12 protein-coding genes and 1 pseudogene are annotated in these 13,017 nt (G+C 33.0%); 1 reads left to right on the top strand and 12 read right to left on the bottom strand.

Annotated elements, in window-relative coordinates:
- Positions 1 to 125: 125 nt before the first annotated feature.
- The 10 genes and pseudogenes from ABH955_RS19475 to ABH955_RS19430 form a co-directional block, all read right to left on the bottom strand.
- A complete protein-coding gene (locus ABH955_RS19475) occupies positions 126 to 1,556 on the bottom strand; it encodes an IS4 family transposase (protein ID WP_404491523.1) in 1,431 nt (476 codons plus the stop codon).
- 104 nt (positions 1,557 to 1,660) lie between these two features.
- Positions 1,661 to 2,587 (bottom strand): DMT family transporter, encoded by a 927-nt coding sequence (locus ABH955_RS19470; protein WP_404458123.1) that lies wholly within the window; start codon positions 2,585 to 2,587, stop codon positions 1,661 to 1,663.
- 76 nt (positions 2,588 to 2,663) lie between these two features.
- A complete protein-coding gene (locus ABH955_RS19465) occupies positions 2,664 to 2,984 on the bottom strand; it encodes an ArsR/SmtB family transcription factor (RefSeq protein WP_098636681.1) in 321 nt (106 codons plus the stop codon).
- Positions 2,985 to 3,319: 335 nt separating this feature from the next.
- Positions 3,320 to 3,592, bottom strand: coding sequence for an HU family DNA-binding protein (locus ABH955_RS19460; protein WP_404491522.1), 273 nt, complete (start codon positions 3,590 to 3,592; stop codon positions 3,320 to 3,322).
- A 269-nt stretch (positions 3,593 to 3,861) separates the two neighbouring features.
- On the bottom strand, positions 3,862 to 4,878 hold the full coding sequence (locus tag ABH955_RS19455; RefSeq protein ID WP_404491520.1) for a hypothetical protein: 1,017 nt from the start codon (positions 4,876 to 4,878) through the stop codon (positions 3,862 to 3,864).
- 726 nt (positions 4,879 to 5,604) lie between these two features.
- The gene (locus ABH955_RS19450) at positions 5,605 to 5,769 is read right to left on the bottom strand and encodes a hypothetical protein (protein WP_404491519.1); all 165 of its coding nucleotides are present in this window, start codon (positions 5,767 to 5,769) and stop codon (positions 5,605 to 5,607) included.
- Positions 5,770 to 5,898: 129 nt separating this feature from the next.
- Positions 5,899 to 6,093 carry a hypothetical protein gene (locus ABH955_RS19445; protein WP_404458129.1) on the bottom strand — a complete coding sequence of 65 codons (195 nt, stop codon included), beginning with the start codon at positions 6,091 to 6,093 and terminating at the stop codon, positions 5,899 to 5,901.
- Between the two features lie 93 nt (positions 6,094 to 6,186).
- A complete protein-coding gene (locus ABH955_RS19440; RefSeq protein ID WP_404458132.1) occupies positions 6,187 to 6,528 on the bottom strand; it encodes a DUF4257 domain-containing protein in 342 nt (113 codons plus the stop codon).
- 724 nt (positions 6,529 to 7,252) lie between these two features.
- Positions 7,253 to 7,435 (bottom strand): hypothetical protein, encoded by a 183-nt coding sequence (locus ABH955_RS19435; protein WP_404458135.1) that lies wholly within the window; start codon positions 7,433 to 7,435, stop codon positions 7,253 to 7,255.
- A gap of 23 nt (positions 7,436 to 7,458) precedes the next feature.
- Positions 7,459 to 7,980: pseudogene (locus ABH955_RS19430) on the bottom strand (peptide ABC transporter ATP-binding protein).
- A 276-nt stretch (positions 7,981 to 8,256) separates the two neighbouring features.
- Between ABH955_RS19430 and lepB the strand changes: the two are divergent.
- On the top strand, positions 8,257 to 8,793 hold the full coding sequence (lepB, locus tag ABH955_RS19425) for a signal peptidase I (protein WP_404458138.1): 537 nt from the start codon (positions 8,257 to 8,259) through the stop codon (positions 8,791 to 8,793).
- 149 nt (positions 8,794 to 8,942) lie between these two features.
- On the opposite strand, the gene ABH955_RS19420 is transcribed toward lepB, so the two are convergent.
- Positions 8,943 to 10,802, bottom strand: a complete 1,860-nt coding sequence (locus tag ABH955_RS19420; RefSeq protein ID WP_404491518.1) for an adhesin — start codon at positions 10,800 to 10,802, stop codon at positions 8,943 to 8,945.
- Positions 10,803 to 10,822: 20 nt separating this feature from the next.
- On the bottom strand, positions 10,823 to 12,385 hold the full coding sequence (locus ABH955_RS19415) for a hypothetical protein (RefSeq protein WP_404491517.1): 1,563 nt from the start codon (positions 12,383 to 12,385) through the stop codon (positions 10,823 to 10,825).
- Between the last annotated feature and the right edge of the window lie 632 nt (positions 12,386 to 13,017).

The following is a 13,017-nucleotide window of genomic DNA, read 5'->3' as shown; positions in this document are numbered from 1 at the left end:
GCTATCAAGCTAAGCTTATGCAAAGTCAATTTTAGGCGAGATTGTTTCTTTTTTCTAAAGGCCAAGTGTAGGTGATTGAAAGGTTTGCATACGAAATAAACCCTAACGGGTTTCACTTTTTTGAATTAAGCAGCTTGATTATCAAACAGGGTACAATTGTAAACGACACCTAATATATCAAAGACCGTTTTTTTCTCATATCGATGAGACTTCCGCCCGTTTTGCTGTAGGAGATTGAACAGGCGAAGTAACACCTTTGCTAGCCCTTGGGTGTTTTTTTGTATAGTTTGGAATAGAAGAAGAAAATAGTCTTTAATCATATATATGGCTTTATACTCACTAAGCTCTCGTTTTTTCTTTATGAGGAGCAATTGGCGCATTTGAAACATGATAGAAGAGCAGAGTAGAATGGCAATCAATTGACCATATAAATGGCACTCCAATCGTTCTGGTTTTATCTTTTTACAATGATGAATTTGAAAGAACGACTTCCACGTTTTAAATAAAATTTCGATTTGCCAACGCAAAGAATACCAGTCATGTACCTGTCCCATCGGGACAATATCTGTAGGGGTGTTTGTCATATACACATTGATACTACTGAGTCGTTTACTACGAGGAGAATACTTCATTCCTTTCTTTTTTTCTCTTACAGCTTGATCTTGTAATCGTTTTTGTTGCTGTTGTTTTGTTAATCGGTGAACAATTACACGAGCTGATACTTTATCAATCATACCTACATAAGCATCAGCTATTTCACATGTTTGTCCTGGTTGAAGAGAGTTCATTAACGTCTCCATATCTATCTGTATATACTCTGTACCTTTCTTAATTCTTCCATCTTGAAAATAATCAGGGTTAGGATTTTTTTGATAAATACGTGTATTCGACTTAATACGAGAGATATAGTAGGCCTCTTTATCTTGTATATATTGAAGGTCTTTTAAATGAAAATAACCTAAATCTCGGATACATAAATCCTTCGCCGTCAAAGTTGGGGCACACAGAGAGCCGTAAGTGCGATCATGTTGTTTACCTGGACCTGTATGAATATGTAGGAACTGTCCACTTAACAAATCATACTCAAGTTGAATTTTTATTCCAGCTGTATGGCTGCATCCTCCTGCACCTGGATAAACCGATGAAAATACATCTGGGAGTTGAAATGCAGTTGAATCTAAAATACGAATACGCTTGAAAACAGAAGTGTATGGACAAGAAATTGGTATAGATGCAGCCAATTTTTTGCTTAGTAGTTCGGCTAGTAGGCGTTGTAAAAGTTGGACGGCCGCCTTATTAAATCGTTGATTCAGTCCCTCAGGACTGATGAGTACTTCTGTTGATGATTCTAAACAGCTAGATAACTGGGTTAAAGAAGTCATAGCTACATTTTGGCTCACCCATACACATAAAGCTACTAAATCTTTTGCTTGGTACTTACTGGTTCTTTGTACAAAACCAACATCTCTAGCAAGATCCCGTAAGGTATTTGGCGATAAAAAACTTCGAATCTCTTGAGCCAATAGTTGTAATTCGTCAGACACAGAAACAGACATAAAAAACGCCATCCTTTCCTATGATTCTACTGAAAGAATAGCGTATTTTTTCATTTTAAGGAAATTTAGTTTTGTTAGCTTAATAGCGATGGGGCGGGACCCCTTTAATCATTTAGGGCAAATTTCTTACTTTGATTTGTTGCTTTTGCAGTTGCGATATATACCCCGATTAATACAAATATCATTCCGATTATTTCTTTCCAGCTCATGATTGAACCATAGAATACTACGGAAATTAAAGTTGTAATGATAGGAGTCAGGTTGAGATAGATACTAGCTTTACTCGCCCCTATTTGCTTCACACCTTTATTGAAAATAATATATCCAACTAGAGTACCGCATACAACCATATAAAACATTTCTAACCAGCTTTGTTCAGACATATTTGATACCGCATCCCAACCACCTTCAAATAATGAAGTAATTGCTAGAAAAAAAGAACCTATAACAGTCATGATTGTTGTAGCAAATAATGGTGAAACATCTTTCATGACAGCTTTACCAACTAGACCATATATTACACCGCATGCTAGAGCTGCTATAAATAATAAATCCCCCACATTAAATGCTAATGAGAGTAACATATCAAGTGAACCTTTGGTAATAACGATAATAACACCGACTAAAGATAAAACTAAACTGATTCCGACTTTACTGTTCCATTTTTCATTTAAAAAGAGGATGGAGCCTAGTGTAACAAAGATTGGCATTGTTGCAATGATTAATGAACCATTTATCGCGGATGTATAATGAACGCCTAAAAAGAAAAGTGCGTTATATCCGAAAATACCAGTTAACGAAACGAGTAATAAGCCCTTCCATCTTTTCTTTAAAGATCCCATATCCCATTCTGATTTTACTGTTAGATAAATCATAAGGATAACACCTGCTATACCAAAACGAAGAGTAGCAGCTACAAGAGGTGGAATTTCTGTTACCACATGTTCAGCTGTTGAAAATGAACCACCCCAAAACAAAGGAACCAATAGCATTAAAAAGTAAATTTTGTTTGAATAGCTTTGATTTTGCATCATTTATCCTCCTATTTGTTGAATGTGTAAATCATGAGTTTACAAGTTCAAACTTATAAACGCGTTATATAAAAAATTAATATCCTGATTCAATAGCAGATACTAATTCTTTCATATAAATTAAAAAATTGCTGGTTGTCAAAGAGTAATATACTTCTTTTCCGTGTTTATTTGGTCTAACCAATTCTGCCTGCTTTAATATTTTTAGATGATGGGATACTGCAGGTCTTGAAATTGACATTTGTTCTGTTATTTGAGTTACATTTAAACTATCGGTTTTAAGTAAAATCATGATAATTTGTTGTCGATTTACATCACCCAATGCTTGAAAAATGGGAGTCGTCAAACTAAATTGTTCTAAAATGTTTTCTCTGTTTTTACATTCGTAATTTTCCATATTTCGCATCCTTTTAATTAATATATTTAAAATGGTACCATCAACGTAGGGTAAATGAGGTTAGTTTGCTGATGCTATCCTAACTATTTGTATTTATAAGTATATCATCTTTTACAGTTATAGTTGGTAAATATAGGGATTAAAATTAAAGAATTTCTTTTGCTTCTATTAGGGGTCCTGCCGCATGTCTATCAAGTTACTATTTTGAAGTATCCCAAAACGAAAATTTTATATCACTACAACAGTTACTTATGAGAATTCAGGTCGTTTTTTTCGTTTTGGGGAGCAACCAATTTCTTGACTTGATAGCGATGTGGTGCTACCCCTTAGTATACTTATTTCACTGCCTCTTTCAATTCTTTTCCAGCTTTAAATGCAGGTGCCTTTGAGGCAGCAATTTGCATTTCTTCACCTGTCTGCGGGTTACGACCTGTTCGTGCAGATCTTTCACGTACTTCAAATGTACCGAATCCAAGAATCTGTACTTTCTCTTCATTTGCAAGAGCTGTGGTTATAGCGTCTAATACAGCTTGTATCGCTGTCGCAGCATCTTTTTGCGTAAGTTCTGCTTTATCGGCAACTGCTTTTGTTAATTCTGTTTTATTCATTTTCTGCACCTCTTTATATATAATTAGGGATTATTATAACGTTCCTATACTCCTAGTGCAATTATTAATAACATATAAAAAAAGCACCACATCACCACCGAGCAATGAAAAACAAATAGTCCAAAACGAAAATATAAGCCGTGTTTTTCAAAAATACATGGAATCTTCATCCTGGTTTATTATAAAATTCTTAAGTTGATGGGAATGGATTAAGACTTCGAAATATCATGCTTTCGTATCAAATAAGAAACATTAAATGGACTTTAAATTTAATTCGCAGGATATCTCTTTTTTACAAGATCTTCGATGTTAATTGCTTTTTTGATTTCTTCTGATGATAACCAGGAAATATAATTTGTTCCATTCTTATTGGTTAAATAGATGTTATATTTTTTATTATATAGTTCTTCCTTAAGGATTGTGGTTACCTTGATCAAATCCTTAACTAAAGGTGGATTGTATTCTAATTCATTACTAATGGTATTAATAACTAGATTCACCTTATATGTCGGCCCATCGCCATCAGGCATATTTGAATAAGTAATACCTTCAATTGCAAAACGATCGTTTTGAATTTCATGTAATCTTTCTTCTACTTTTGTTTGAGTTTTAATCCAATTTTCCAAATAAATATCAATAGCATTGTTCATTGTTTTTTTCATTGCTAGTAACAGTTCTTCTTTTGTTATCTTCTTTTGCACATCTTTAAAAGGTCCACCTAAAGATTCACCAGTATGATCCTTAATTTCAATCTCTGCTATCTTTTTATTATTCTCCTGAATGAGTTGAAATAGAGCATATAAACGATTTAATTCTACTGAATCCAATTGGCTAAAGTCAATCTCGTTACTCATTTGCAAAGTTAATAATAATTCATTAGTTGGTTTTCCTTCATCTGGATCTTTATTATCTAAAATATATTGAAGAGCATTTTCCGTTTCAGATTCCACGTAGCCTAATTTTTTCATTTCTTCTAGAGTTGGTTTAAACTTCTTATATTCCTCATATGTTTTTTTTCCATATTGGTATTCATCACCTACTGGATTTGAATAGAGGAGACCTTGTACCTTTACTCGGAATTTTAGATATTTGTTATTTTTTTCTTGCACAGTATGGTAGGTATTACCACCATTATTTTCATTTATCGAGCTCCAATCTGTTACAACAACATCAATACCGTGTTTTTCTTTTATATATTCTTGTATCTCAGCTCCATTTTCTTGATTACAACCACTTAGACATAAGAAACATAATACTAGCAATATTACATGTTTCAAACTTTTCATATAAGCACTCCCTACGTAAGATTTATTCTTGAATGTGCAGCACACTGCAAAACCTTCTTTTCCTTAGTCGTATACTTTAACTTTTATATAGTTTGATTCTTAAATCATTTAAGTTCCTGACGTTTCCAACTATATCGCTTGAAGCATTACTGTCTTAAAATATTTAACTTATTTGTTTTAAGGTCTTTCTCAATTCTATATGCATATGGTTCATTGGGCTCATATCTAAAACGTGCATTCTTACCATAATATCTATTTTACTATAAAATCTGGTTCTATTATTAAAATGTCCCTTTTTTGTTTTTTGTTTCCTAGTATAGATGTTCCTTCTACTTCAATGAGGGAGGATTTATGGAAAGACATTATACAATCTCAAATTATGCACTATATATAAGAAGAAAAAATATGACTCAAACCATAACATAATAAAAATCATATATATGCATAATTACATTTAAAATCGCCGATTATAATGTTATACTAATATCAACCAAGAAGAATCCAACAAATTATGATTAATCACTACATTTTCTTTCATAGCATGTCAACGTAAAAAAGACACTTTCCATTGTGTCTTTTTTTACGCTTTGAGATGAATACATTGACTCAATACTTATATTTAACTAGTTTTTAAAACAATTTTAATACCTATCTATCTGTTATACGATAGATGGGTATTATATTTTTAAATAGGGCATTAAACAATTTTTTAACCTTATACATTTATTATTTTATTATTCTTTTTACATCCTCTACACTTACTAAAGTTGCTTCCGCTATGATTTCAACTGAAACGCCTAAATTGAAAAAATTTTGCATCAAATGAACTCTTTCTTGTTCTCTTGCTTTTTGATCAACCTCGAATAATTGTTGTAATAAACCTGTACTCATTATAAACACTCCTCTTAATTTTTTTAAACTAATCAACCATGTTCTCTTATACTTAGAGAATTTCAAATAATAAAGAAAAGCTGATGGATAATAAAATCTCCATCAGCTTTCCTTTTCCTTGCTATTCAATTAGAAGCTAACCGTCGCTGCTTCCTCTCCTGAATTAATCATTCGTTGTTCAATCTTTCCTAGCAGTTCCTTTATCTTATCTGAATAAAGTTTAACTGCTTTCGTAGATTGAGCATTCTTAAGCTCTTCTGTCCATTCTGCTAAATCTTCTTTTTCTTGATCATCTAAATAATCAAAAACTTTCTTTCGAGACATCCGGCTCACCTCTACTCAACTCTCTTTATTTGGCCGTTACATAACCAAATCTCCTCATCTCTCTATTTCTATTTATACCAGATTACTCCTCTTTTATTCCTTATTCTTTTTTTCGAGTTCGTTCAATTTCTTTGAAATTGACTGAATCTCATCGGTTTTTACTTGTTCCGTTGCCAAGCGATTGTGCAGCAGGAAGGCTTGCCCTGAAATCCCAGCAAGAATACTCACCTTAAGAATATCCATCGTTGTTTCAGGGTTAAACATTGCAACACCAACGAGTGAGGCAATACTTCCTACAAACATCTCTCCCAAAAAACCCGGGTGAAATGCAAGCTTGCTCTTACGAGGCAACAAAAACTTTTTGTTTGTAATGTAATGACTAGCCAATCCTGAGACCATACCAGCCACAACTGAAACAATTACTGTAACCAACATAATATGCACCCCTTTTCGAAAAACTTTTGACATTGCAGCAGCAGTTTCTATTTAATAATTAGTTGCTATGACATAGCATCACCCCTTTCAGGCAAAAACAAATAACCTTCCAGGAAAATGAATTGCTTACACAATGAAATAAAGTAACATAAAGTTCCTTTTTGTGTAGTTTCATTAACCCGAAAGGTTATAAGTAATTAGTGATATAAAAAAGAAAAAGAAAAAAATGCAACTAAATTATATCACAATGAAGTTCGTTTTATCTTTAAATTCAAAAAATTCACTCTGTTATTTAACTTTCTCAAGTTAACAAATCAAATTCCTTGATATCTTTACACTTTCTAATAATTCTAAAGCCTGATTGTTATTTAATTTTTTCAATCTCTCATCGATTATGCTGTAGATTACACTACAATTTTGATGAATATAGAATTCCAATATCTCAAATGCTACTTTTTTATCCTCTTCATTTTCATAGTTGTATAAGTTTATTATTCTAGTTCCTGTCTCACGTACTAACCACAATATCTTACGCTTAAATAAGAAATAATAATATGGGACCATTAAATCCGCCACATCTGATTCTCGATTATTCATTTCTAACAAAGAATTCTTTGTTAGAAATGACGGCCACTTTTTTTATTATTTTCATAGTCGATATATCCACCTTTCTTAGAAAATAAAAAAGACAAGGAATTAATCCTCATCTTTTTCATAACTACAGTTAATTTTTCTCTTCATATTCGATTACCATAACCAAAAGCGGTTGGCCTTGTTCACGTTCCATGAACCCGCTTGGTGTTATTTTTTCAACTATTTTCCCATGATTTGCACAATACTTCAAAAAACCATTCACTTCTTCATCAATTCTTAATGCATCAGCAATCACCGTTCTAATTTGCACCATAATAACTTCCTCCTAATAATTATTTATTTTAAATATGTAATCTCAGAAATTCGAAATCCATCTATTTCTGTTACATATTTAAATTCCAGAATTAAGTTGTTTTGTTTTACCAAAAACAATCCTTTTTTTACTTTTGTAACAGTTCTTGGTTTTTCATAATTAAATAGACTTGGTTTACTTTTATAAGTAACTTTGTAATTCTTATTTATACTAAAATAGTACGATGTAAATTCATCAGCTAATTCTGCAGTAGTTACATGATTTCCTAAAAACATTTCTAGTTCTTTTTTATTTTGATAAATGGTTAAGTGGCCGTTCTTATCAATATCATCAAATATTAATTTGAATTACCCTCCTAAGTCATTAATCACATTTTGTGATAATTCATCTTCAAACAAATAATTGTATTAAACTTTTTGTTTCAAATCTTCTACTTTGATTGGAGTTAAAGCATCTGTTTGAGGTTCATCCTTTATAAAGGTGTTATAAAAAACAAACATCATAGCTAAAACGCCTAACACTAAAAACAATCTCTTAATCTTCATCCTTTCACAATGTGATATTCTCCAAAAAACGTAAAAAAGCCCTTTTCGGAGTTATATTTAAAAAGAAAGTAAAAGTAAAAAACTTAAACTATCTTTGAAAATCGAAACCCCGAAAGGGCTATAGTAGTTATAGTTATAAAAAATTGAAATTTAAAAAAGGTATACTTAATTTTAACAAATTACACCTGTAAAAACAACGATATTCAGAATATTTAACCTATTAAATTTATGCTATGATGAATATTATAAACCCTCAGAATGGAGTTTGATCTACAATTGAAAAAACGTCTAATTTCTGTTTTTCCAATATTAATATTTATAATTGGTGTTACCTTATTTTCACTAAGACAGTTCGTTTTTTTTCCATATAAGATTTCTGGAGTTTCTATGGAAAACTCCTTATTTAATAATGACAAGGTATTAATTAATCACCTTATCCATTCAATAGAAGATCTGCAAAGATTTGATATAGTTGTTGTTAATTCCCCCCTAGAAAACGCTTCTAATAATAAAACAATTATAAAAAGAGTAGTTGGTTTACCTGGAGATACAATAGAATTTAAATCACAGCAGCTTTATATAAATGGACTTGTAGAAAAAGATCTATACTCAAAAGGTGAAACAGCTGATTTTTCATTAAAAAGTATTTATGGTCTCGATAGGGTTCCGAATGACACAATTTTTGTATTAGGAGATAATCGTGAAGAAAGCTTAGACAGCAGATTTAAAGAAATAGGATTTATATCTTTGAATAATATTGAAGGTAAGGTAGTTTTACGTTATAAACCGTTCAATAAAATCATGAAATTTTAATATAATTAATTAAACATATAAAAAAAGCTCCAACTGTAGGACAGTCGGAGCTTTTTACAATATAATTTTGATTAGTTAAGTTTTACTGATACAAAAACTTATAGATGAACCTTCTAAAATCTTCGCTATTATAATTTTCCGCTAAAATCTTATTTAGCTACATCATTAGAATTTGATGCAAGTAATCCATTACCCTGCTCTTTAGAAGTTGTTCCTGCAGTTTTCTGTTCTGGCTTTTGCTCTGGTTTCTGTTCTGGTTTTTCTTTCTCAAGAACTACCACATTTACTGTTTCAGTTGAGCTGTTTCCTGCCTTATCGTTTGCCGTTACTTGAACTGATATTGTGCCTGGTTTACTTGTATCATACGCTCCCACTGTTACTACTGGGTTTGGATCTTTATTATCTTTTACACTTACTAAACTTTCTGGACTTAATTTATCTCCCACATTTACGGTTACACCTTGTTTTGCTGTAATTACTGGTGCTTCTGTATCTTTTTCCTCTTCTTTTTCTACTACTTTTACTGTTACTGTTGCAGTTGAGCTGTTACCCACATTATCTGTTGCCGTTACTTGAACTGATATTGTACCTGGCTTACTTGTATCATACGCTCCCACTGTTACTATTGGATTTGGATCTTTATTATCTCTTACAATTACTAAACTTTCTGGACTTAATTTATCTCCTACATGTACGGTTACATCTTGTTTTACTGTAATTACTGGTGCCTCTGTATCTTTTTCCACTACTTTAACAGTTACCGTTGCAGTTGAGCTGTTACCAGCATTATCTGTTGCCGTTACTTGAACTGATATTGTACCTGGCTTACTTGTATCATATGCTCCGACTGTTACTACTGGGTTTGGATCTTTATTATCTTTTACTTCTACTAAATCTCCTGCATTTAAGCTATCTCCTACATGTACAGTTACATCTTGTTTTGCTGTAATTACTGGTGCTTCTATATCTTTTTCCTCTTCCTTTTCTACTACTTTAACGGTTACTGTTGTACTTGAGCTATTTCCTGATGCATCTGTTGCCGTTACTGTTACTTGAATTTCCCCTGCCTTACTTGTATCGTACGCTCCTACTGTTACTACTGGGTTTGGATCTTTATTATCTTTAACTTCTACCAAATCTCCTGCATTTAAGCTATCTCCTACATAAACAGTTACACCTTGTTTTGCTGTAATTACTGGTGCCACTGTATCTTTTTCAGGTTTCTCTGGTTTTGTTGTACCACCATCGTTACCATCCCCACCTGTTGGTGGTTCTGTACCTCCTCCACCATCGTTACCATCTCCGCCTGTTGGTGGTTTTGTACCTCCTCCACCATCGTTACCATCTCCGCCTGTTGGTGGTTTTGTATTTCCTCCACCATTATTACCTTCACCACCTGTTGGCGGTTTCACTTCCCCGACACCTGTGTCACCAGAAGTTGGTGGTTTTTTATCATTATTAATTGGAGGTATTGAGTTATCTGCAATAGCCACTCCATCATTGATATTTATATCGCCACCAAATACAAAGTTCTTACTATCCTTATTATCCGAGACAGAAGGATTATTTGTTGCTGATGCTATAGAAGAATTTAAATCCGAAAAACGATTACTTGATTTATCACCGTCAATAACTGATGCTAGGTTTCGGTCTGAATTTATAGCTGCGGTTGCAATTGAATCCGTTAAATCATCAAATTTCTTTTTAGTTTTGTTATTTTCAATAATACCGGCTAAATTTTGATCAGAGCTACGTTTTGCATTATCAATGATTTCATCAAAATCATTAGCATTTAAATTTTCAGTTGTTTCATTCTTACTTTCATCTTTTTTCTCATCTTTCTTCTTTTCTTTTTCACTATCCTTTTTCTTTTTAGATACTGATGCTGTTTTAGTGCTCTTTTTTTCTGAAGAGAACAGCGAGCAGCCTGTAACTACCCCAACACTTAAGGTAGTTACAGTAGTCGTCAGTAACACTTTCTTTAAAATTTTTGAATAATCTAAAGGCACAATCAATTCCTCCCTATTACTTAGCCTGCAATTATAATTGCTACAGATGTAGCAGAGCTATTAGGTGCAGAATTGTTGATTTTTTCAAGTAAATCTTTATTTCCAACCTTTTGAGCAAACTTTTTAGCTTCCTCAGATTTATTTAATTTCAAATAACTATTAACAATGATTCCTTCTCTTCTGCCATCTAGTGGCACTTGATCTCTTAATTTGATAACTTCTTCATGTTTGTTATCTAATGCAGAAATTTCAAAATTAATTAGTGGATTTTTTGTTTTTAATTCTTTTACTTTTTTCAAATTATCTACAGCTATATAATATGAAACTACTGATTCTGCAAAATCTTGTTCTAAGTCAATTGCCTTTTGTGCTTTACCACTTAATAGATACGTAAATAAAACTGCCTTTTTATCTTCTTTTCCTAACTTTTTATAATCGACTTTATCAAATTCCAAGGCAGCATCTTGATATTTTTGAACTGCAGATAACCTTAATCCATTTATTAAATTTGCATTAACTTCTAAACTATTTACATTATTTGCAGATGCAGCCTGTGAATTTTTCATATTGCTAAAGGCAAAACCTGCTACTACTAATAAAACAATTGATGCGACTCCTATAATAGCGTACTTATATTTTTTCATATTATTTAAGATTCCTTTTTTATCGATTACTACTTTCTCATCCTGTTCAAATTTAGTTACATTTGCTAGATTTCTTTCCTTATTTAAATTAATTTCATCACTTTCTGGTTCCCTTTTAGCCACAACTATTTTTTGTCTCTTTTGAGCTTCTTCTATTTTCTTTTCTTCCTCTAATCTTCTTTTTCTTACTTCTTCAAGCTTTTTCTCTTCTTCTGTCCGTCGTGCTTTTGCCTGTTCCCTTGCTTCTTCCTCGGCCTTTCTACGTGCTGCCGCTTCTTTACGTTCCCTTGCTTCTTCCTCTGCTTTCCTACATGCTTCTGCTTCTTCACGTTTCCTTGTTTCTTCCTCGGCCCTTCTACGTGCTTCTTCTTTACGTTCTCTTGCTTCTTCCTCTGCTTTTCTACGTGCTTCTGCCTCTTCACGTTTCCTTGCTTCTTCCTCTGCTTTTCTACGTGCTTCTGCCTCTTCACGTTTCCTTGTTTCTTCCTCGGCCTTTCTACGTGCTTCCGTTTCTTTACGTTCCCTTGCTTCTTCTGCTTTTCTACGCGCTTCCGCTTCTTTACGTTTCCTCGCTTCTTCTTCTGCTTTTCTACGTGCTTCCGCTTCTTCACGTTCTCTTGCTTCTTCTTCCGCCTCTGGTTGATCTATATTAAAATCGCTTTCAGAAGTGCTTGACTGTTTTTGAATTGTTGTAATCCAATCAAGGGCCGGATTACTATTTGAAGCTTCATTTTTAGGTGTATTTAAAACTACACTTTCTTCTCTATTTTCACTTTGTTTCAACGGTTGATCTGAATGCTCTTGTTGGAATTTCTCACTTACTTGATTCTCATGGGTATCCCCATATTGTTCTTCTTCCTCAGCTAGTAATCGTTCTCGTCGTTCTTTTTCTTGTCTAATCCTTTCCTTAATTACGTTTCTTTTTCTATTATTTTGCATATAACAACAATGGCCTCCTTTCTATCGGTACCTCATTAATGAGAGTAATTAAATTATTCATCCTTCATAATTAATCATGAGATATTTCTAAAGAAAAACTAAGGAAAATTAGAGATAATATTATTTTTTTAAGCATGATAAATAAAAAAAAGATAAATAGGTAGCACCCATTTATCCTTCTTTTTATTTATCATCTATTGAGTTTATCGTTTTCCGATAGAAAACTCCTTCCTTAAAATGTGAAAGTATGAAACACCAATTTAAGGCGGGAGATGAATGTCGCTTGGCATAAGCCAACATGTTTATTACCATATACTTGTACAGATTGCTCTTTGAAAACTGAAGATATGAGGTTGGTTGCAGAAAAATGTTGCAACCGTAAAATCTTCAACGTTCTTGCGCCCCACGTTTGCCGAAGTTGCGAAAACCAAGCTAAAGTAGGAAGCGTGGTGAGTCAACGTACAAGATACTTATGTTTTCACCGTAGGGACTACGGGCAGAGCATGCTAAGATCACCGGTGGATACATCGGGGTTCGCAGGAATCTCCCACCTCAAACAGTCCGTAAGGACGTTAAGTGGTGAGTAGTTCGAAGTACATGTTATACCCTTAATACATCAATTTGTTTCCAAC

The organism is Bacillus sp. RC240 (assembly GCF_044907945.1).
Classification (GTDB): domain Bacteria; phylum Bacillota; class Bacilli; order Bacillales; family Bacillaceae_G; genus Bacillus_A; species Bacillus_A mycoides.
The sequence above is the reverse complement of the archived record's forward strand: the minus strand, read 5'-3'. Positions and strand labels throughout refer to the sequence as shown.